This is a genomic window from Mycobacterium sp. NPDC004974, assembly GCF_053600815.1.
Window position 1 is genome coordinate 62,763 of record NZ_JBSGAQ010000020.1, and the last position, 20,761, is coordinate 83,523.

A 20,761-nucleotide genomic window follows, 5' to 3' on the forward strand; every position below is an offset into this window, starting at 1 on the left:
TCCGGGATTCTGGGCCATCGTTGGTCGCGAATCGGGCTATTGCTCGGACCGAGGTCGGATGTTGAGAATCTCGGAGGTGTCCGCTCCCGCGACCACGGCGCGAGCCAGGTCGGCCAGTCGCTGATTGGTCTTCCTGGCGTACGTGCGCAGGAGGTTGAACGACTCGTCCATCCCCATCCCCCCGCGCTCTGCAAGCACCCCTTTGGCCTGCTCGATGATCGTCCTGGTGTTGAGGGCGCCCTGTAGCTGCTGATTGATGATCTCGGCACGGGTGATGATGCGCTGGTGAAGTATCCCCACGGCAGCTACATCGGACAGCCCTTGTCCCACTGCGATATCGCTGTCTGACATTTGACCAAGTTCAGTTCTCAGTAGATTCACTGCGCCGATTCGTTCGTCGCGCAGCCGAAGCGGCAACGCGAACGCCGAACTGAACCCGTACTCCGCGGCGCGTTGGGCGAACGCGGGCCAGCGCTCCTGCTCTCGCTGGATATCCGGCACCAGCACGGTCTCCCGGGTGAGGTAGGCCTCCAGACACGGCCCGGAGTTGGCTTCGATCTGGAGCAGTTCGAGTAGCCGGGTGTGCTCGCTGCTGGACGCGAACACGTGCAGGCGTCCGTGCGCGTCTCCGAGCATGATTCCGGCCGCGGTGACCGGCAGCAACGTCGTCAGGTCGCCAACGAGGCGTTGCGCGAACTCAACGACGTCGTAGTCGGCGACGAGCGTGTCCGCCAGCCCGACGAATGCATTCGCGAGTTGTTCATAGCGGTTCATCATGTCCCCCTTGCATAATGAAGTCTTCCCTCGATGTTTGCGTTGGTCAACGTTCGCTCACGACGTCACCGAGGAACCCGGGGTCGCGCCCTCGCCTGGGTCTGCGTTGGGTTCCGGCGCGAACCTGAGTCGCCGGTGTACGACGTCGTGGGCGACTTCACTGAGCAGACGTCCATTGGCATAGGCGTATGCCTGAAGGCGGACATAAGCTTCGCGGGCGCCGACCCCGAGTTGTGCAACGACCATCCCGGTCGCCTGATGCACTTCGCGACTACCTAGGGCCTGGTCCCATAGTGAATTGAGCGACTCGACGGGCACATCGCCCAGTCCTGCGCTGAGCAACATCGACGTGATCATCTCGGCGATGGCGATGGCATCGGCGAAGTCGAGTGCCGTCAGTTCGGGGGGTGCATCGCGATACAGATCGAGGACACCTACCTGGATGGCACCAACTTGCAGCGGAAATGCGTACATCGCGGATACGCCGGAGGTGACCGCCTCGCTGGCGAACATCGGCCACTGCTCGTCGGCCTCGGACAGTTGCGCGACCATCACCGGCGTGCCGGCCGAGATCGCATCCACGCCGGGCCCCTCTCCGAGGGTGGCCTGGGTCCATTCCAGTCGTTCGGCGATGTTGTCGCTGGAAGCGAGAACATCGATGCCTATGCCCTCCACGTTCACTGAGATGCCTGCGCGTGTCACCGGGAGAACCGATACGCACGCCTTACACAGGCGTGCTGCGTCATCCGGGTCTGCGGCGCTCGTGCGGACTGCCTCGAGAAACCTGGTCCGCACACTCCGCGGATCAGACTCGTTCACGGGACGCTCCACTCTGTGCATCGAGTCGGATTTATGCACAACCACTGCTTGGGCGCTGCCGGGGCTGATGTGGTGCGAGGTCTCGATGATCGGTGGATTGTGCCCGTGACAGGAGACTACCGCGAGCATGGCGCGGGTGAGGCAGCACGCGCGTGATTGACGCGTGGGAAATATATTTCCTGAGCAAGGATTGTGTTTGCCAAGACTGCTGCCAGATACGAATATTTCAGCGTGGTCAACAGGTGTCACGGCATGCGCCAAGGTGTCTGACGGCAAACATGTCACGCCGCGTGAGGCGTGCAATCGGCGGGGTGTCCCCTGATCGGATATCGCGGTTCTCGCCTGCTTACTGCGGAAACTGTGGCCGGAATGGCCTGGATGGCCCCCTCGACTGCTAGCTACTTGCGGAGGGGAGGGCTTTGCTCAAACTTGGCGTGACCTTTGCTTCGGGGTGGTCGCTCCTTGGAAGTCCCTGAATTTTACGCGCGCGATGGCAAACTTCATTAAGTGTGCTAGTTTCGCGTCCACGGCCCTTCGTGACCTATGGCAGCTGAGAAGGGGATGTTCGTCGCCAGGACCCCGCGACAGGTGAAGTGCGGCGGTTTGAGCGAGCGGAGTCGGGGGGCATGGTCGTGGTAGCTGATTTGCTCAGGTGGACGTGTTGACCGCCGACCCGGCCGTTTCCTCCGACGGCGTGATTGAGCCGGATCTGTCAGTCGATGCGGATGCCGATCTGGCTGCCGTGGATCGCCGCCATACGGTCGGGTCCGGACGCCGCCTGTCGAACTCCCGGTCGTTTTCGGCTCTACCGGGCGGACTGGCTGACTGGCGCACGCCGTCGACGAGCGCCGGTGATTCGGGACTGCTCCGGGATACGCGGATCCTGATTGTCGATGACAGCACGCTCTGTCGCGAGTTCCTGGCGGGGGTGGTCACCGCCCACGGCGTGCTGGCACCGGGCCTCGCCTGGGATGTGCCTTCGCTGACCGCGGCCCTCGAGAGCACGTTGCCGCGTGTTGTCCTGCTGAATATGGCGACTCGCAACAAGGCGGTGTTACTGCGTCATGCCCTGGAATTCAGTCCGTCGGCGCGGGTAGTCGTTCTGGGCGTATCCGAGACCGACGAATCCGAGATTGTCGCGTGCGCGGAGGCCGGTGTGGCCGGCTACCACCTGCGTAACGAATCGCTCGATGACCTACTCATATTGATACACAACGTTGCTGCGGGGGAGTCGCTTTGTTCGCCGAGAATTTCCGCAATCCTGCTGCGCCGATTGTCGGCGCTGGCTTCCCAGCGGCAACCGGCGGTAAGAGAACTAGTCCTTACGTCCCGTGAGGCCCAGATCCTCAGGATGCTGGAATCAGGCCTTTCGAACCGGGACATTGCAGCAGAGCTGTGTATCGCTGTCCACACTGTCAAGAACCACGTGCACAGTCTGTTGAACAAACTCGGTGTCAGCTCGCGTGCGCAGGCTGCCGCACTCGCCCGCACCATCCTGCACGCCGATAGCGCTCCCGGGGACCAGTCGGGGATCTAGTCCGCGATCCAGACCGCGGTCTAATCCAAAAATCGATCTATCGGTCCATGTACCAACGGCTTTCGGCCATCGATAGTGATTGCATGTTTACGGGGGTTAGCTCAAGGCCAGGCGAAGGCATCGCTGGCGATCGAGTTTGCGGGTCCGGTTCGACGGCAATCGCTGTCGCTGCTTCGGGAATGGTCTGATGTGCGGCATCATCGCCTGCCGGACAGATCGCCCCGCAGTCGACTACCTGCGAGTGGGACTACGCCGGCTCGAGTACCGCGGGTACGACTCGGTCGGAGTCGCCCTGCAGACCACAACCGGCCCCGTCGTCCGTCTGCGGACGACGGGGCGTGTGGCGGCCCTCGAAGGGCTGCTGGACCAGTGGCCCGGCCCGCAGTTCAACGGGGTGGGAATCGGCCACACACGCTGGGCGACCCGCGGTTCGGTGACCGAGGGCAACGCCCACCCGCACATCGACTGTCGAGGGCAGATCAGCCTGGTGCACAACGGAACGATCGAGAATGAGGCCGGGCTGCGGACGGAGCTGGCCAGTACCGGGCACGAGTTCGCGACGACGGTCGACAGCGAGGTGTTGTGCCACCTGATCGAGGATGAGCGGTATCGCTGCGGGGATCTGGTTCTGGCTGTGCGGAATGCCCTCGCCAGGGTTGAGGGATGCTGGGCTCTTGCCGCGCTGGAGCAGGGCACGGGCCGAATCGTCGTCGCTGCCAAGGGGTCCCCACTGCTCGTTGCGCACACCGCACACGGCGACTTTGCGGCAAGTGACATCGCGGCGATCGCCGACTGGGTCGACGAGTTCCGGATACTCGACGACGGCGACGTCGTCGAGCTGACGAATGCCGGTCGGTGGCGCGGCCGCGAGGTGGAACTGAATGGCTACACCGACGACATGGCCAAGGAGATCGACGAACAGCCGCAAGCGGCCGCTCGGATCTTCGATGACCTGGTGGACGGAATCGCGACCGGGCGGGTCTGGAACCAACTCGGGCTGCCTCCGTTCGAACGTCTGAAGGTGATCGGCTGCGGAACATCGCTGAACGCAGGCAAGGCGATCGGCAACCTGGCGCGAGAACTCGGCGGAATACCGACAACTGCCATCGCCGGGAGCGAAGCTGCTGCCGAGGTCCCTGATGAGTGCCAGCTGTGCATCGCCGTCAGCCGGTCAGGTGAGACCACCGATGTGCTGCGCGCGGTCGAGGGTCCCGCCATGGGTGACTCGCCATTGCTCGCACTCACCAGCAACTCGCATTCCACACTGGCCCGGCTGGCAGATGCCGTCATCGGCTTTTCGGCCGGGTCTGAGACCGGTGCCGCAGCCACCAAGACATTCGTGTGTGAGGTGGTTGCCGGTGTGGCTCTGATGATCTCGGCGCTTGTAGCTATGAAGCGCCTGCCCACCGCTGCGGCAACTGGACTCGTCGACGATCTTCGCCGACTGCCGGATCAATTGGCCGCGGCCGGTGCGATCGCCAAGTGCGTCATACCGCCGATCGCAGACGAATTCGTATCCAGGGGCGGGTTCATCTTCATCGCACGCGGATCGGGGCTACCGTACGCCGCCGAAGGTGCCCGCGAGGTAACGGAACTCACCCATCTGTGGGCCGGGCATTACCCGGCCGGCGAGTTGAAGCATGGACCACTCGCGTTGGTGCGCGACGGAACCCCGGTCGTGGTCGTCGGCCATGGAGACCATGAGCTCGTCAGGGATGTCGGGGACGTGCGGGCCCGCGGCGGTCGGGTCATCTCGATCGGGCCGGCGGGTAGCGATGTGCCGGTAATCGGCAACCTGAATGCGCCGTGGGGCCCGATCGAGGCAATTGCCCCGATGCAGATTCTGGCCCGCACCCTGGCCAAGGAGCTGGGACGCGATGTCGACAAGCCAGAACATGACCTGAAGGCGGTGATGGTCGAGTAAACCCGGGGGACTCGTCGCCCACGCAAAACAGATCAAGGACCCAACCGGTCCTGCTCACCACATAGGAAATTATGGCTCAGACTGCTTTTCCCAACGCCGATATCTGGCCGCGTGAGGCCGATATCGACCCCGGCGGTGACGTGGTTGCGGACTTCGCCGCGGTCGTCCGAGCTTGGCCACACCGCGCAGCCATCATGCACAACGGGACTGTCATCACCTATCGTGACCTCGCCGACCGGGTCCGTCGTACTGCATTGCACTACAGGGCAACTCGATTCGGTGACGATGAAGACTCCCGTCTGATCGGTGCGGTGGTTGCACACGTACCCGCTGTGGTTGATCTTCTGCTCGGAAGTCTGCAGGCTCGGGCGGCCTATTGCCCGATCGACGCTGCGCTTCCGGCGGCCCGCAAGCAGGCGCTCGCTGCGGCACTCGGCGTGGATCGACTGTTTGCGGTAGCCCGGGACCCGGACGACTCGACGGACCTTCGGATCGAAACGCTCGACGAGGACCCGGTTCTTGTGGACACGGATCTGCCTGAGCCGAGATGTCGCCCCAGTGATCCGGCGTATGTGCTGTGCACCTCGGGTTCCACGGGGAAGCCGAAGCCGGTGGTGGTTTCGCGACGTGCCCTCGCGGCCACGGTGAGGGCACTACGTCACCTTTTCGGGATCACGCCCGACGACCGAGTGCTTCAATTTGCGTCGCTCGGCTGGGATACCTGTTTGGAGGAGATCCTCCCTGCGTTAACAGCCGGCGCGACATTGGTTTTCGACGATGCCGCCCATTCTGTTGCGTTGCCCCGCTTTGTCCGCATGTTGGCAGAACGAGAAATCACCGTACTCGACCTGCCGACGGCGTTCTGGCACGAGCTGGTGCTGTTTCTCCACGAGGAGCAGGCGTCATTGCCGGCCTGTGTCCGGCTGGTGGTGATCGGCGGCGAACGGGTTGATCCAACCCGACTACGGCAGTGGCGCGATGTCGATGCTGGGGACGTCAGGTTGCTCAATACCTACGGATGCACCGAGACGACGATGGTGACTCACGCGGTGGACCTGTGCGGACCTGACACCGAACCGGAAGTGGCGAGGTGCGACGGCGAGATTCCGATCGGGCGTGCATTGCCCCATGTGCGCGATCACGTCACCGACGAAGGGGAACTGCTGGTGTCGGGACCGGGCCTCGCCACTTGCTACCTCGGGTTGCCGGAGCTCACCGAGTCCGGATTCCCCGTCGCCGACCACGGCTCCGGTCCGACCCGGTGGTTCCACACCGGAGATCTGGTTGCCCGCGGTGAACGGGGGCTCCTGTACTCGCGCGGCCGCACTGACGAACAGGTGAAAGTCCTTGGAGTGCGGGTGCATCCGGCGGAGGTGGAGGCTCAGCTGAACACCCACCCCGCAGTCGGGGGTGCCGTCGTGACAGGTGAACGGCTACTCGGCCGCACCGCACTGACGGCGTACGTAGTCCCGGTCGGGACGATTACCCAGGTTGAGCTGAAGCGTTACCTGGGCCAGCGCTTACCCGCCCAATTCGTACCCAGTCGAGTGAGATTCGTTGACTCACTGAGCTATACGTCCAGCGGAAAAATTGATCGGGCGGCAACACGTCGCGCCGCAAGAGACCACGACGGCAAAGGAGCGGGTCAATGAGTGCCGGCCACATCGTCCAGATCTTTCGTAGGGTCCTCAACACTCCTGAGGTGAAGACGGACTCCGACTTCTTCGAACTCGGCGGCGATTCGCTGTTGGCGACCAGGGTGCTCAGTGCGATCGCCCGGGACTTCGGGACGGAATTGTCGTGGGAGGACTTCATCGAAAGACCTTCGGCAGAGGGCCTGTTCGCAAAAGTCTGTGCTGTCGTGCCATGAGCAGGGAAAACATGCGTGTCGTCGTCGTCGGGGCCGGCCTGGCCGGGCTGACGGCTGCTCTCGACCTGAAGGCCGCGGGTGCGGACGTCACCGTGCTCGAGGCGCGTGATCGGGTAGGTGGACGGATGCACGGCGTCCCGATATCCGGGTCCGTGGTCGCCGACGGGGGTGCTGCCTATCTGGGCGTGCGGCACACCGAGCTACGTGCATTGCTACGGGAGCACGGACTCGATGTGGCTTCCACGGGGATGGCCGGCGACAGCACGTTCATGCTCTCGAACCGCCGGACGACAACTTCGAGTCGGGTCCCTCCGTTGGATGTGGTGGCACTTGGCGACTTGTTCGACCGGCTGGAGGAACTCGTCGCGCGGATACGGCCGGATGCGCCATGGCTGAGCCCGCAAGCCGGCGACCTCGACCGACTGACTGCCGCGCGCTGGCTTGCCGATGAGGTCAAGCATCCGGACGCGCAGACATTCTTCCCGCTCTTCATCGGCGAGATGATGGCGGCCGATCCCGAAGCGGTTTCGGTACTGCACATGGCTTTCTACCTGCGTTCTGGCGGCGGCATCCGCTATCTCAACGCCTTCGAGGGTGGAGCCCAGCAATGGCGGATCGATGGCGGCGCCCATCTGCTGTCCGAGGCGCTCGCTGTACAACTTGGGACGCGGGTGCGGTTGGGTCATCCGGTATGCGCGATCGATCAGAGCGCCGACGAAGTGGTGGTGCAATGCATTCCGCACAGCGATGGCATGCTGTCCGAGTATCGAGCCGATCGGGTGGTTGTCGCGATACCGCCAATACTCGCGCAGCGGATCGAGTTTCGGCCGGCGCTGAGCGCGCCGCGCGCGACTGCGGCCACCGGCCGGGGTTGCGCGGTCAAGGTACACCTGGGATATCCGACTCCGCTGTGGCGCGAGTACGGCCTGTCCGGTTGGTCGGTGAGTTCCAACGGGCCGTTGCTGTCGACGGTCGACGATTCTCCGCCGGATGAATCAGCAGGTGTGCTCACCGGATTCGTCACAGGCGCCGAGGCAGCGACGTTCTCGGCGATGTCGGCGGCTGAGCAGTACGAGGCGGCGCTGAACCATGTCGGACAGCTCTTTCCTCAGCTGCCCCCGCCGACTCAGTACACCGTCACCGACTGGTTGACCGAGAAGTACAGCAAGGGATGCTATTCCGCGCTGTTCGGCCCCGGCGACTGGTTGCGGCTCGGACCGACACTGACCGAGCCTCATGGCCGCGTTCATTGGGCGGGCACCGAAACCAGCTTGGAATTCTTCGGGTTGATGGAGGGGGCGATCAGGTCCGGCCGACGGGTCGCGGACGAATTGATCCACGCCGATGAACCGGCAACCGCCTCGCGAAAGGTGCTGTCACGATGACAACGCTCAGTGAACGCAGCCAGGCCAGATCCACTGTGGTCGATGACCAGCCGTATACCTACGTGCGCACAGAGTTGACCGAGCCGGATTGGCGGCGCTACCCAGGATGGGCGACGGTCACGGCATCCGATTGGCGAGATCCGCAATGGCAGCGCGCGCACTCCGTCAAGAACATCGCGCAACTGCGTGCTGTGGTGGGGGACCTTCTCGACGAACGATTCTATGCCGACCTGCTCGCCGACCAGCAGCGGGAGGCGACCATGTCGATGTTGATGCCGCCGCAGATGCTGAACACCATTGCCCCCCACTGCACATCGGGCCGCCGCAGCCTCACGGAGGCGTTTTATGCCGATCCGATTCGGCGTTACATGCTGCCGGTGTTCACCGATCGTGACCGCAGATGGCGCTCACACCCTTACGCCGAGCGAGATTCGCTGCACGAAAGCGACATGTGGGTGGTCGAGGGGTTGACTCATCGGTACCCGACCAAGGTCCTTGCCGAAATGCTCTCGACCTGCCCGCAGTACTGCGGGCACTGCACCCGGATGGATCTGATCGGCAATTCGACGCCCGCGGTGAGCAAGGCCAAGCTGACCCTGCGGCCGGCGGACCGGCAGGAGCGCATCCTCGAGTACTTGCGCGCCACACCGACCGTAAGGGACGTCGTGGTTTCCGGTGGCGACGTGGCCAACATCCCGTGGCCACGGCTGGAGTCCTTTGTCATGAAGCTGCTCGAGATCGACACCATCCGGGATATCCGCTTGGCCACAAAGGCACTGGCGGCGTTGCCGCAGCACTGGCTGCAGCCGAAGGTGGTCGAAGGCGTCAATCGCGTGGCACAGGCCGCCTCCGCCCTCGGAGTCAACCTGGCGATGCATACCCACATCAACCACGTGCAGTCGGTGACACCGCTGGTCGCGGAGGCGGGGCGAGCCCTGCTCGCCGCCGGGCTGCGGGATGTTCGCAATCAAGGTGTGCTGATGCGCGGCGTGAATGCGACGACTGAAGACCTTCTCGATCTGTGCTTTGCGCTTCAGGGCGAAGCCAACATTCTCCCGTACTACTTCTATATGTGCGACATGATCCCCAACGCCGAACATTGGCGCACCCCACTGTGGCAAGCCCAAGAGTTGCAGTTGGCGATCATGGGGTACCTGCCCGGGTTCGCGACTCCGCGCATCGTCTGCGACGTCCCCTTTGTCGGAAAGCGTTGGGTCCATCAGGTAGTCCGGTACGACCGCGAATTGGGCATCTCCTACTGGAGCAAGAACTATCGCACCGTACTCGACAAGGCGGATCGTGACGCGTTGAACCGTGTCTACCCGTTCTACGACCCGATTGACACCCTGCCGAGGTCCGGGCAGCGATGGTGGCTCGCGACACGCGAATATCCAAGTACTGCAAAAGTTTCAGTGCAGGTGTCCCAGTACGTGGACCCGTGAGTTGGGGGTAACGCCATGCAACAAGACGAGATCCAGACCGTCACCCGTCGTTCCCATCCGAACAATGGGAGCGGGTGGCTGACCGCGGTCGGCGACACCGCCGCAGGTCCGCCGAAACCTGAGACAACCAGCGGTCGGGTTGCATTTGCCGCACAGAATCTGATGCCGAGCGAGGTGTTCGAGCGCACCACCTGGCAACGGCGTTACGCGGCGAAGATACGGCTGACGGACACCATGGTCGTCTGCTTCGCTGTGGGCCTGGCGCAGTACATCCGATTCGGAACCAACCACTCCGCAGACGCGCAATTCAAGTATTTCGTCCCGGGTTTCTCGGTCGCGTTCATCGTCGTGTGGCTCACCGCGCTGGCTGGATCGCACACTCGGTCGCCGCGAATCATCGGTTCCGGCATCGACGAGTACCGGCGGGTGATCGCGGCATCCTTCTGGACTTTCGGAGCGATCGCGATCATCACGTTGCTCCTCAAGATCGACGTGGTGCGAGGGTATCTGGCGGTCGCGCTCCCCACCGGGATCATCTGTCTGGTTCTGGGCAGGTCGTATTGGCGTGGAAAATTGGCGCATTGCCGTGCGTCGGGCAGGAACCAAACCGCCGTCCTGGCCATCGGAGAGCCCGGCGCGGTGCAAAGCCTGGGGAACGAGCTGACCCGAAATGAGTCGGACGGCTATCGCGTAGTGGGCGTCGGCGTTCCGGGCTATGGCCCTCCGCGGGGCGAGCAGATCACCATCAACGGTAGGGAAATTCCGATCATCGGCGGGGAGACACAGGTTCTGGAGGCCATCCGGACGTGTGGCGCGGACACCGTCGCCATTGCCGGTACGGAACACTTCGGCGTCCGAGGCATCCGGCGACTCCTGTGGGATCTCGAGCCGCTCGGAGTCGACCTCGTTGTCTCCACCGGGGTGATGGACGTCGCGCTTTCTCGTCTCGTGATGCGTCCCATCGCCGGACTTCCATTGCTGCACATAGAGAAACCGCAGTATCTCGGCGCCAAGCGATTTCAGAAACGGGCGTTTGACGCATGTTTCGCATCGGCAGCGCTCATCGCGACGCTGCCCATCTTGATCGCCACCGCCATTGCGATCAAAGTCGGAAGTCGGGGACCGGTCTTCTATCTGTCCGAACGGATCGGTATCGACGGCAAGCCGTTCTCGATGGTGAAGTTCCGCACCATGGTGAAGGACGCCGACAAACAGCTGGCAGGGCTGTTGAGCGCCAACGAAGGCGGCGGCTTGTTGTTCAAGATTCATGACGATCCGCGCATTACCCGTGTCGGTCAGGTGTTGCGGCGCTTCAGCATCGACGAACTTCCACAGTTCCTCAACGTGTTGCGGGGGGAGATGAGCGTCGTCGGCCCGCGGCCACCGTTGCGCCGTGAGGTGGAGGCATACGACTGCGACGTGTTGCGCCGGCTGCTGGTGAAGCCGGGCGTGACAGGCCTGTGGCAGGTGAGCGGACGATCCGATCTCTCCTGGGAGCAATCCGTTCGCCTGGATCTCTCGTACGTCGACAACTGGTCGATGATCGAAGACGTCCTGATCATCATCAAGACCTTGCGAGCGGTTTTCCGACGCACCGGGGCCTACTGAGGTTTGCCATGAGCGATCAGACAGCGGTCACGGTTCTCGGGATCAACTACTCTCCGGAACCCTTTGGCATCGCGCCATATACGGCAGGACTGTGTCGCGGACTCGTCAGCAGAGGCTACCGGGTCAACGTGGTCACCGGAATGCCCCATTATCCCGAGTGGAGGCTGCCCGAGGAATACCGCTGGAAGTGGACGTCGAGTGAAGCGATCGACGGTGTGTCCGTGAAGCGGGTACGACATTCGATTCCGGCAAGGTCGTCGAACGTTCGCCGCCTTCTCATGGAGGTGACCTTCGGTATCCGGGCCGCAGCATCGCGGTGGAACCGACCAGACGTCGTTATCTGCACAACTCCGGCACTGATCTCGACCGCGGTTCAATGCCTGCGACTTCGCGGATCGATCGGGCACAGGCCGGCACTGGGTGTCTGGGTTCAGGATCTCTACTCGGTCGGCCTGAGCGAAACTCAGAACCCGGCCGCCAACGCTGCCGGACTTGCCCGCCGACTGGAAAGCTGGGTCATGCGGGAAGCTGATGGCGTCGTGGTGGCGCACAATCGATTCCGATCCCAACTTGTCCGGAGCATGCAGGTTGACCCCGCCAAGATCACGACGATCGGGAACTGGACTCACGTTCAGTCCGCCGGCGCGAGTGACCGTATTGCGAGTCGCAGATGTCTCGGTTGGTCAGACAACGAGACCGTGGTCCTGCATGCCGGAAGCATGGGTGTCAAGCAGGGGCTCGAGAACGTCGTGCGCGCTGCGCAGATCGCCGACAAACAGAATCTGAACCTGCGTTTCGTTCTCATGGGCGATGGGAATCAACGAAGTGCGCTCGAGGCGATGGCGCGTGAAACCACTCGCCTGGAGATCCGTGACCCGCTTCCGCAGCAGGATTTCGTCGCGGCGTTGAGGGCTGCCGACATCCTGCTGGTCAACGAACGGCTCGGGGTGGCTGAGATGTCGATACCGAGCAAGCTCACCTCGTACTTCCAGAGTGGCACTGCAGTGTTGGCCTCGACGAGCCCTGAAAGTACTGCAGCGCAGGAGATCAGAAAGTCAAAGGCCGGAGTTCTGGTCGCCGGAGGAGATCCGGGAGGGCTTGTCGAGGCCGCCGCGGCGCTCGGTAGGGACGCAGATCTGCGGATGAGGTTGGGAGCGAGCGGAATCAGGTACGCCGCCGCTGAACTCAGTGAAAAGGCATCGATAGACAAGTTCGACAGTTGGATCCAGCACATGTTGGCAACGCAAGGCGTTGAGGAATCGGCAAGGGGGCGGCGATGCGCAAGCTGGCACTGATTACCGGGATCACCGGGCAGGACGGCTCATATCTGGCGGAGTTGCTGTTGGCCAAGGGATATGAGGTTCACGGCCTCATCAGACGGGCCTCGACATTCAACACGGTCCGTGTCGAGCATCTCTACCAGGACCCGCACCTCCCCGACGCCAGGTTGTTCCTCCACTACGGCGACATGTCCGACGGTGCCAGGCTGTCGATGTTGTTGAGCAAGATCAATCCTGACGAGGTCTACAACCTCGCAGCGCAGTCACATGTGCGGGTGTCGTTCGATGAGCCGGAGCACACCGGCAGCGTCACGGGTGTGGGCTCTGTCCGCCTGCTCGAAGCGGTGCGGCAAGCCGGACTGTCGTGCCGGTACTACCAGGCGTCGAGCTCTGAGATGTTCGGTGCCTCCCCACCCCCGCAAAGCGAAAGCACACCGTTCTATCCACGGTCTCCTTACGGGGCTGCGAAGGTGTATTCGTACTGGGTCACAAAGAACTACCGCGAAGCCTACGGAATGTTCGCGGTCAACGGGATCTTGTTCAACCATGAGTCACCTCGACGCGGCGAGACGTTTGTGACCCGGAAGATCACGCGCGCCGTGGCCCGGATCAAGGCCGGCATACAAGACGAGCTGTTCCTGGGCAATCTTGATGCCGTGCGGGACTGGGGGTACGCGCCGGAGTTCGTGGAGGGAATGTGGCGGATGCTCCAGGCACCTGAGCCGGACGACTTCGTACTGGCGACCGGACAGGGATGTACCGTGCGTGACTTCGTCCGAATCGCGTTCGATCGAGTGGGGTTGAACTGGCGCGACCACGTGAGGTTCGACCCGAATTACGTGCGCCCCACCGAGGTTGATGCACTCATCGGAGATTCATCAAAGGCCGCCCGACTGCTCGATTGGAAAGCGCAGGTGTGCGCCCCCGAACTCTCGGCCATCATGGTGGACGCCGACATCGCTGCGCTCCGGTGTGAAGGAAAGCCGTGGGTGGACAAGCCGGCCCTGGCCGGCTGGGAATAGCCGAGAGGCCACAACCATGACCGTCGCAGAGCCTTCCGGAGACATCCGATCTGTGGATGCCGGCAATCGCTTCCGTCTCAGTGCTTTTTCGGGGCACGGATACCGTCGCGGCCGTCCGGTGCCGATCCAGGTGCTGTGGCTGATGTCGCGCGGCCTGTTGATGCAATGGTGGTGTCCGAACGGGGTCCGCATCGGGGTATTGCGGCTGTTCGGAGCGAGAATCGCTGCGGGAGTGATCGTTCGACACGGAGTCAAGATCCACTGGCCCTGGAAACTGGTGATCGGAGACAACTCCTGGATCGGCGAGGAGGCCTGGATCCTGAACCTCGAACAGGTGCGGATCGGATCGAACACGTGCATCTCGCAGGGAGCGTTCCTGTGCACCGGGAGTCACGACAGGAGAAGCGCGACATTCGAATTCGACAACGGCCCGATTGTCGTCGGCGATTCGGTGTGGGTTGCGGCACAGGCGACGGTGCTGCGCGGTGTCTGCATCGGAGACGGCGCGACCGTCGGGGCAACGGCGATCGTGACTGACGACGTTCCCGCGGGGGCGACGGTGCTGGCGGCTCGCCCCCAGGTGCAATGGCCCCGAGAACCCCACCCAAACGGAGACTTTCATGGAGACTGATTCCCTCATCTACGTCGCCGGTCACCGCGGCATGGTCGGTTCCGCAATCACGCGTCGCCTGCATGACACCGGTTACCGGAATGTTCTGACTCGCACCCACGGTGAGCTTCCGCTCGACGACTGTGGGGCGGTGGAAGAGTTCTTTGCCTCGCAGCGTCCTGAGTACGTGGTGCTCGCCGCGGCGAAAGTCGGTGGAATCATGGCCAACTCGACCGAAGGCGCCGACTTCATCCGGGAGAATCTCAAGATCCAGACCAACGTGATCGATGCCGCATACCGCCACGGCACACGTAAGTTCCTGTTCCTGGGGTCGAGCTGCATCTATCCCAAATTCGCTGAACAGCCGATCGTGGAGGAGGCGCTTCTCTCCGGCCCGCTGGAAGAAACGAATCTGCCGTACGCAATCGCGAAGATCGCCGGAATCACGATGTGCGAAGCGTATGCACGGCAATACGGCTTCAACACATTCGCGGTGATGCCCTCGAATGTGTACGGGGTGGGTGACAACTTCCATCCGGAGCATTCTCATGTGATCGCAGGTTTGATGCGCCGATTCCACGAAGCCAAGCTGTCGAACCTGCCCGAGGTGGTGGTGTGGGGGACAGGTTCGCCGCTGCGGGAGCTGATCGACGCCGACGACCTCGCCGACGCCTGCGTCTTCCTGCTACGGCACTACGACGCCGGGGGAATCATCAATGTCGGTTCCGGACAGGAGATCTCGATCCACGACCTGGCGCTGATGATGAAATCGGTCGTGGGTTTCGAGGGTGAGGTGACGTTCGACTCGACCCGGCCGGACGGTACTCCGCGCAAGATCATGGACAACAGCAAACTGCGGGCAATGGGATGGCAGCCCACCCTCACCATCGAAGCAGGACTGAAGAAGATGTACGCCTGGTTCGTCGGGTCGCAGGCCGACGAGCATTGAGTAGGGGGACCACCATGAGGTTGATCGAGACGTTGGTGTGGCTTCTGCCCGGCAGGGCGGTGAAGAACTCCTTGCTGCGGATGTTCGGCCACCGCATCTCGCGGTCCGCGCGGATCGGTCCGGTAGTGGCATTGAATGTGGGCCGCGCCGTCATCGGAGAAGGCGTAACGATCGGGGCTCTGAACCTCTTCCGGTCTCTTCGGCTACTGGAGATGGGCGATGGCGCGACGATCGGTTCACTCAACTCGATCTCGGCGCACCCGGCCTATCAGGCGTTGCACGCGGATGTCGGAGCTCTTGTGATGGGCGAGGGTGCTGCGATCACCAGTCGACACAACGTCGACTGTTCCGGGGTGGTCCGGATCGGCGACATGTCCGCCATCGCCGGCCAGCGGACAACGATTCTGAGCCACGAGATCGACATAACGCTCAACATCCAGTCGGCGGGGCAGGTCATCATCGGTGAACGCTCGGCAGTTCTGACCAACTGCCTGGTCTTGAAGGGTGCCGTCCTCCCAGCCCACTCACTGCTCACGGCGAACTCGATGTTGATCCGGAGCAGGCAGCTCAATCCCGCCCCGGGTATCTACGGAGGTTCTCCCGCCACGTTCGTCAGGTCCAATCCTCCCGAGGATGGGAGTTGGTTCGAACGGCAGAAGTGCGCCACCACCCAATTGCGGATCGATCTGCCTCGTTGCCGAAGTGCCCGAGGAGACGGTGCCTCGGACCATGTGGAGGCGATCCTCCTATGAGGGTCTTGCAGGTGCTGACACTGGTGTCGCCGGACGGTGCGTATGGCGGTCCGGCCCGGGTGGCACTGAATCAATGTGCCGCTCTGGCGAAGGCCGGTCATGAGCCGATCTTGCTGGCCGGGGCGCGCGGCTATTCGGTACCGCCGCAACTGATCGACGGCGTCCCGGTCCGACTCCTTCCGGTTCGGCGAGTACTGCCGTGGGTGGGCTACGCCTCGACGTGGTCACCTGCCATGGTCGGTTGGCTCAAGCGCCACGCATCCGCGTTCGATGTGGTGCACGTTCACCTGGCGCGTGACCTGGTGACCATTCCGGCGGCGCGGGCTGCGCTGCAAGTCGGGCTACCCGTCGTCGTGCAGACGCACGGGATGATCATCACTGGTACGCACCCACTTTCGCCGCCGGTCGATGCACTGTGGACGAAGAAGCTGCTGCGGGCGGCCGGCGCGGTCTTCTACCTGGATGATGCCGAACGTGCTGAACTCGGTGCCATCGGTGGCCCTGGCCTGCGGCTGGTTCCATTGACAAACGGTGTCCCGGTGCCTGCGGAAGCCCACGCGGACACCCGTTCCACCCCTCCGGAAGTCCTGTTTCTCGCGCGTCTACACGAGCGGAAGCGGCCGGAGGTTTTCGCCGCGGCGGCACTTGAACTGCTGCGCAAGGGTATCGACGCGCAGTTTACCCTCGTGGGTCCGTCGGAAGGGGCCGAGGCAGCGGTCGACCGGGTCATCGCGGAGGCGCGGGCGGACGGCTTCGGCAAGTCACGCCTGCGCCGTGAACCTGCGGTATCTCCCGGGCAGGTGGCCGAGCGGATGAGTGCGGCCTCCGTGTACGTGCTGCCTGCCGTGCGTGAACCTTTCGGGATGTCCATCATCGAGGCCCTCGCCGAGTCTGTGCCGGTAGTGATCAACGCCGACGGTGGTCTCGCCGGCTTCGTGGAACAGAGCGGTTGCGGTGCGGTTGTGGCGGGTGGCCCGCACGACTACGCGGGCGCCATCGCGCGCCTGCTCGCTGATCCGGTGGCCGCCCGAACTCAGGGCCAGGCAGGCCGAGTGGCGGTGCGCGAAATGTACGGCATGGCGCGAGTGTGCCGGCGACTTGAAGACGTCTACGAATCGATCATGGTGCGAGGGTGAGATGAGCAAACGAATTACCCGCGGTTCTCTTCGGCTGGGTCTACAGGTTGTCTGGGCGGTGCTGCTCGCCGTCGTGGTGACAGGCGCACTGTGGTGGGGGTTCGTTCGTGGACGCGTTTCCGTTGCCGCACAGGGGATCAGCGTCGAAGCCACCTTTGCGGGCCAGCCCAATGGGCCCGCGCCGGGCAGGTTCGACGGTGGTCAGCCGGCCCTGGTCACGGGCACCCCGGGAGACCCGGGCGCCCGTCCCCGGCTGGTCGATGGGCGACTCACCTATCAGCCCACCGAGCCGGACAGTGCGGCAGGATTCTTCAGTACGCCGGACCTGGGTGCACCCCTGCGGTCGATGGGGGCACGGTTCGTATTCCGGCCGGGTAACGGCACCAAGGGAGCTATGGCGTTCGTCGTGTCCCGCGGCGTCGACTCCAGCTTCCCGCCGATGGTCCGTCCGCTGCCGGTGCATTTCGTGTTGACCCCGGTGAACTGGAACGTCAGTGTGTCGCATTCTGCCGGAGACCCTTTGGATGTCATTGCGGCGGGCGAATTCCCGGCGCCGTTGGCTGAAGATGGGGCCACGCCCTACGAGGCGCGGCTCACACTCAATGGTTCCGATCTGACCCTGGATCTACCGGGGGACGTGCATCGGACCATCTCAGATCCCCGGATCTCGGAATGGCGAGGCAGTTTTGGAAATTTCGAACTGTTCGCCAATCACGGCTTGACGGATTCACTGCCCGCCTTGGAGAAGGTGTGGGCGTCGGCGGCTGAGGGGTAGCGGACATGGAGCGGCCGTCGGCATTCAGCAAGACGCGGGCAATGGCCGGCGGGATGGATCAGGTGTTCTCCAGCCTGAGCAACGGCCTGATCATCTATGCGATCGCCGTTGTGACGTCAGTCGCGGACTTCGGGCGGATCGGCCTGGTGATGACGCTGCTGGCGGCAGCTATCGGCGTGTTGCGCGGGGCGCTGGGCACGCCGCTCCTGCTCAGGTCAGCGAAGTCCGCCGGCGATATCCGTCAGGAAGGTGGATATGCCGTAACCACGGCGTTGCTCATCGCACCCGTCGTCGGAATCGCGATGGTTGCCGTCGGCGGTTCGGCGGTCCGTACCGAGGCAGTTCTGCTGCTGTTGGCCGTGCCCGTAGTGCTCGTGCAGGATGTGTTGCGCTACATCGCTATTGCTGAGGGCCGCTCGCAGATCGCGGCCATCTGGGACGGTGTGTGGTTTGCCGGCTCGGCACTGCTGCTGGCGGGCGCCTGGCTCAAGCTGCCCTACATCACGGCCACACTGCTGGTGTGCGCCTGGGGTCTGCTGGCGCTCGTCGCCCTGGTCGGCCTGGCCGTCAACGTCCGGGTGGGCCCGCGGCTCACGAGCTATCGCGAATGGATGTCCGACGGTTGGCAACACCGCGTCCGATACGGCACTGAGGCAGGACTGGAGCAGGCCACGGTTTTTGCGGTGTTGTTGTTCGTCACGCTGGTGCTCGGTCCGGCAGTCACGGCCGCAATTCGGGGGGCGACGGCGGTTTTGGCTCCCGTGGCCATCCTGGCCGGCGCGGTGCCGCTGATCGTGATATCCGAGGGCGCGCGCGCGACGATGCGGCCGATCCAGGTGTGGCGCAACTTGGTCCGCATCATGTCGGTGATGTCGCTGGCCGCCGCCACATTGGGTATCGCCTTGTTTTTTCTGCCGCTGAAGTGGGGGGAATTTCTTCTCGGTGCGACGTTCGGCGCGACGCAACAGATCGTGCCGATCATTGCGTTTGAGTACGCCCTCGGCGGCTGGGCGACCGCAGTTGCCATCTACCTCCGCACCTTCAACCGCAGTCGTGAAGCGCTCGGATTGAAGGTCGGCTATGTGGCAGTGGTACTCCTGACTTCACTCGGAGCGGCAGTGTGGACTCGCACGGCATCCGGGGTGTCACTCGGCATGGCCGCCGCATCGACTTTTGCGGCGGCGATGGCTCTGCTGTGGTTCCGCCCGTGGGCCGAGGACGTCGCCGTGAATCCCCGAATGCCGCAGCTGCGTTCGCCGGCTGACCCGAAACGACGGGTGTTGCGCCTTACCGTTGATCCGGTTGCTCGACGCCCGCTGCCGAACACGGTCGCCGTGCGCCTGGCGTCGCGCGTTCAGACCTCCAGCGGGCTCCTGACGTTGTGGGTCGGCGCAATACTCGTGGTCTTCGGCCCGGTGGCGATCATCCGATACACGGGAGCTCCGGACAACCGACTCTGGATGTGGTCGCTGCCGGTGATCGTCGTGGCAGGCCTCAGATTCGCATGGTTGATCGGAACCGGTGAGCGTCGACTCTTCGAAATGATGTACTGGGCCTTCGCTTACGCGTTCTTGGGGCTCGCCCCGATGGCCCAGCTTCGGCTGGACGCCTTCCCTTCCACAGTTCCCCGAATGGATCACAGCTTGGTCGGAGTGGGGGCGCTCATCGCGATCGTCGGCTGCGGCACCTTTTTGCTCGGCGCCCTCGCGGATAACGCACTTCTGTTGCGTGGCAAGGCAGAAACGGTCGGGCAGGCGGGGCGGGTTTCTCGCGTGTTCACCATCGATCACCCGCGCCTGTTGTTGTTGGTGGCGTTCGCGGTCGTGTTCAACGCCTACTATCTGTCCAAGGTCGGGTGGATCCAGTTCACCCGAAGCCGTGACGAATCTTTCGCTGCGTATAACGCGATATGGCAACCCGGCACGTTGGGGTCCATGGTTCGTGGCTGCTCCTACATGGCGCTGCTCGTGGCTTTTGTTGCGCTCGTTCGGTTTCGTCGAGAGTTGAAGCAGTTTGCCGGGTTGGGATTCCCAGCCTCCGGCAGTGTGCTCAGGCTGAATCTCGCGCTCATCTTGCTGACCGGCGTGTTACTGGCCAACAGCATGAACCCCATATCGAATGCCCGGTATCTCTCTGGCACGGCCATCCTGGGCGCAGCGACTGCGTTGGGATTGGCTTCGACCAGAACCAGATTCCGAATAATGGCGGCGTCTTTCCTGGCGGGTCTCCTCGTCGTGTTTCCGCTGGCCGACGCATTCCGATACGGCCGCCAGGCCGATTTCAAGGCGGCAAATCCGATCGAGGCATTGATATCCCCCGATTATGATTCGTTCGCGCAGTTGGCAAATGGATATCTCGTGGCCGAGCGCGACGGAATAGTTCCCGGCAGGCAGATGCTCGGTGTTTTCCTGTTCGCCGTTCCCCGGAGCTTTTGGACCGACAAGCCCGTTGATTCGGGGATTCTCATCGCAAACGTACGCGGCTACCCCTTCACGAACCTCTCGGCGCCGCTCTGGATCGAGTTCTACCTGAACGGCGGTTGGGTCCTGCTGATACTCGGGATGTTCGGTCTCGGGTGGTGGTTGCACCGCGTCGATACGGGAATCGAACGACAGTTCAACACAGTGGGTATGCCGACTCTGCTCAGTTGCGTTCTGCCGTTCTACATGATGATCCTGTTGCGCGGCTCGCTCCTCCAGGCGGCTTCGTACCTGTTCTTCATCCTGGTGTTTGCGACCTTCTTGCGGACATCCTCGGCACGGAAAGAACCGATCGGTGGTATCGACCGAAGACCGGACGATACCGATGACCTTGAAGTGCCCCCTCGGCCGAGGGGGAACCATGTTCGGGTTTAGCGGGAAGTCGGCCGGCGCGGCGC

The 20,761-nt window shown here is 63.2% G+C and carries 17 protein-coding genes; 15 read left to right on the plus strand and 2 right to left on the minus strand.

Annotated elements, in window-relative coordinates; translation table 11 throughout:
* Window positions 1-36 precede the first annotated feature (36 nt).
* Together ACWEFV_RS30630 and ACWEFV_RS30635 are read right to left on the minus strand one after the other, a co-directional pair.
* Entirely contained in the window at window positions 37-774 is a 738-nt protein-coding gene (locus ACWEFV_RS30630; protein WP_450072951.1) for a GAF and ANTAR domain-containing protein, read from the minus strand.
* A gap of 57 nt (window positions 775-831) precedes the next feature.
* On the minus strand, window positions 832-1,476 hold the full coding sequence (locus tag ACWEFV_RS30635; RefSeq protein ID WP_450072952.1) for an ANTAR domain-containing protein: 645 nt from the start codon (window positions 1,474-1,476) through the stop codon (window positions 832-834).
* Window positions 1,477-2,254: 778 nt separating this feature from the next.
* Here ACWEFV_RS30635 and ACWEFV_RS30640 point away from each other — a divergent pair.
* The 15 genes from ACWEFV_RS30640 to ACWEFV_RS30710 all read left to right on the plus strand — a co-directional run bounded on the left by ACWEFV_RS30640 (window position 2,255) and on the right by ACWEFV_RS30710 (window position 20,738).
* Entirely contained in the window at window positions 2,255-3,130 is an 876-nt protein-coding gene (locus ACWEFV_RS30640) for a LuxR C-terminal-related transcriptional regulator (RefSeq protein ID WP_450072953.1), read from the plus strand.
* Between the two features lie 187 nt (window positions 3,131-3,317).
* Window positions 3,318-5,054: a glutamine--fructose-6-phosphate transaminase (isomerizing) gene (gene glmS / locus ACWEFV_RS30645; protein ID WP_450072954.1), complete on the plus strand. Its 1,737-nt coding sequence runs from the start codon at window positions 3,318-3,320 to the stop codon at window positions 5,052-5,054.
* Between the two features lie 71 nt (window positions 5,055-5,125).
* Entirely contained in the window at window positions 5,126-6,706 is a 1,581-nt protein-coding gene (locus ACWEFV_RS30650; RefSeq protein WP_450072955.1) for an AMP-binding protein, read from the plus strand.
* A complete protein-coding gene (locus ACWEFV_RS30655) occupies window positions 6,703-6,924 on the plus strand; it encodes an acyl carrier protein (RefSeq protein ID WP_135458730.1) in 222 nt (73 codons plus the stop codon). Before ACWEFV_RS30650 ends, ACWEFV_RS30655 begins: the two co-directional genes overlap by 4 nt.
* On the plus strand, window positions 6,921-8,309 hold the full coding sequence (locus ACWEFV_RS30660) for a flavin monoamine oxidase family protein (protein WP_450072956.1): 1,389 nt from the start codon (window positions 6,921-6,923) through the stop codon (window positions 8,307-8,309). Before ACWEFV_RS30655 ends, ACWEFV_RS30660 begins: the two co-directional genes overlap by 4 nt.
* Window positions 8,306-9,751 carry a KamA family radical SAM protein gene (locus ACWEFV_RS30665; RefSeq protein WP_135458725.1) on the plus strand — a complete coding sequence of 482 codons (1,446 nt, stop codon included), beginning with the start codon at window positions 8,306-8,308 and terminating at the stop codon, window positions 9,749-9,751. Before ACWEFV_RS30660 ends, ACWEFV_RS30665 begins: the two co-directional genes overlap by 4 nt.
* Before the next feature lie 162 nt (window positions 9,752-9,913).
* A complete protein-coding gene (locus ACWEFV_RS30670; RefSeq protein ID WP_167858192.1) occupies window positions 9,914-11,359 on the plus strand; it encodes a sugar transferase in 1,446 nt (481 codons plus the stop codon).
* Between the two features lie 8 nt (window positions 11,360-11,367).
* Window positions 11,368-12,654: a glycosyltransferase gene (locus ACWEFV_RS30675; protein WP_450072957.1), complete on the plus strand. Its 1,287-nt coding sequence runs from the start codon at window positions 11,368-11,370 to the stop codon at window positions 12,652-12,654.
* A complete protein-coding gene (gene gmd, locus ACWEFV_RS30680) occupies window positions 12,636-13,661 on the plus strand; it encodes a GDP-mannose 4,6-dehydratase (protein WP_135458718.1) in 1,026 nt (341 codons plus the stop codon). Before ACWEFV_RS30675 ends, gmd begins: the two co-directional genes overlap by 19 nt.
* Window positions 13,662-13,677: 16 nt before the next feature.
* Window positions 13,678-14,292 carry a putative colanic acid biosynthesis acetyltransferase gene (locus ACWEFV_RS30685; protein WP_450072958.1) on the plus strand — a complete coding sequence of 205 codons (615 nt, stop codon included), beginning with the start codon at window positions 13,678-13,680 and terminating at the stop codon, window positions 14,290-14,292.
* Window positions 14,282-15,220 carry a GDP-L-fucose synthase family protein gene (locus ACWEFV_RS30690; protein ID WP_135458713.1) on the plus strand — a complete coding sequence of 313 codons (939 nt, stop codon included), beginning with the start codon at window positions 14,282-14,284 and terminating at the stop codon, window positions 15,218-15,220. The genes ACWEFV_RS30685 and ACWEFV_RS30690 overlap by 11 nt, the downstream gene beginning before the upstream one ends.
* 14 nt (window positions 15,221-15,234) lie before the next feature.
* Window positions 15,235-15,972, plus strand: a complete 738-nt coding sequence (locus tag ACWEFV_RS30695) for an acyltransferase (protein ID WP_450072959.1) — start codon at window positions 15,235-15,237, stop codon at window positions 15,970-15,972.
* The gene (locus tag ACWEFV_RS30700) at window positions 15,969-17,108 is read left to right on the plus strand and encodes a glycosyltransferase (protein ID WP_450072960.1); all 1,140 of its coding nucleotides are present in this window, start codon (window positions 15,969-15,971) and stop codon (window positions 17,106-17,108) included. Before ACWEFV_RS30695 ends, ACWEFV_RS30700 begins: the two co-directional genes overlap by 4 nt.
* Before the next feature lies 1 nt (window position 17,109).
* Window positions 17,110-17,883, plus strand: coding sequence for a hypothetical protein (locus ACWEFV_RS30705; RefSeq protein WP_450072961.1), 774 nt, complete (start codon window positions 17,110-17,112; stop codon window positions 17,881-17,883).
* A 5-nt stretch (window positions 17,884-17,888) separates the two neighbouring features.
* Window positions 17,889-20,738, plus strand: a complete 2,850-nt coding sequence (locus ACWEFV_RS30710; protein WP_450072962.1) for a hypothetical protein — start codon at window positions 17,889-17,891, stop codon at window positions 20,736-20,738.
* Window positions 20,739-20,761: the final 23 nt, after the last annotated feature.

What these genes read in the sequence shown, in the direction of transcription:
- ACWEFV_RS30630 (WP_450072951.1), bottom strand. Translation starts at nt 774, where the DNA reads ATGAACCGCTATGAACAACTCGCGAATGCATTCGTCGGGCTGGCGGAC.
- glmS (WP_450072954.1), top strand. Translation starts at nt 3,318, where the DNA reads ATGTGCGGCATCATCGCCTGCCGGACAGATCGCCCCGCAGTCGACTAC.
- ACWEFV_RS30650 (WP_450072955.1), top strand. Translation starts at nt 5,126, where the DNA reads ATGGCTCAGACTGCTTTTCCCAACGCCGATATCTGGCCGCGTGAGGCC.
- ACWEFV_RS30655 (WP_135458730.1), top strand. Translation starts at nt 6,703, where the DNA reads ATGAGTGCCGGCCACATCGTCCAGATCTTTCGTAGGGTCCTCAACACT.
- ACWEFV_RS30660 (WP_450072956.1), top strand. Translation starts at nt 6,921, where the DNA reads ATGAGCAGGGAAAACATGCGTGTCGTCGTCGTCGGGGCCGGCCTGGCC.
- ACWEFV_RS30665 (WP_135458725.1), top strand. Translation starts at nt 8,306, where the DNA reads ATGACAACGCTCAGTGAACGCAGCCAGGCCAGATCCACTGTGGTCGAT.
- ACWEFV_RS30670 (WP_167858192.1), top strand. Translation starts at nt 9,914, where the DNA reads ATGCCGAGCGAGGTGTTCGAGCGCACCACCTGGCAACGGCGTTACGCG.
- ACWEFV_RS30675 (WP_450072957.1), top strand. Translation starts at nt 11,368, where the DNA reads ATGAGCGATCAGACAGCGGTCACGGTTCTCGGGATCAACTACTCTCCG.
- gmd (WP_135458718.1), top strand. Translation starts at nt 12,636, where the DNA reads ATGCGCAAGCTGGCACTGATTACCGGGATCACCGGGCAGGACGGCTCA.
- ACWEFV_RS30685 (WP_450072958.1), top strand. Translation starts at nt 13,678, where the DNA reads ATGACCGTCGCAGAGCCTTCCGGAGACATCCGATCTGTGGATGCCGGC.
- ACWEFV_RS30690 (WP_135458713.1), top strand. Translation starts at nt 14,282, where the DNA reads ATGGAGACTGATTCCCTCATCTACGTCGCCGGTCACCGCGGCATGGTC.
- ACWEFV_RS30695 (WP_450072959.1), top strand. Translation starts at nt 15,235, where the DNA reads ATGAGGTTGATCGAGACGTTGGTGTGGCTTCTGCCCGGCAGGGCGGTG.
- ACWEFV_RS30700 (WP_450072960.1), top strand. Translation starts at nt 15,969, where the DNA reads ATGAGGGTCTTGCAGGTGCTGACACTGGTGTCGCCGGACGGTGCGTAT.
- ACWEFV_RS30705 (WP_450072961.1), top strand. Translation starts at nt 17,110, where the DNA reads ATGAGCAAACGAATTACCCGCGGTTCTCTTCGGCTGGGTCTACAGGTT.
- ACWEFV_RS30710 (WP_450072962.1), top strand. Translation starts at nt 17,889, where the DNA reads ATGGAGCGGCCGTCGGCATTCAGCAAGACGCGGGCAATGGCCGGCGGG.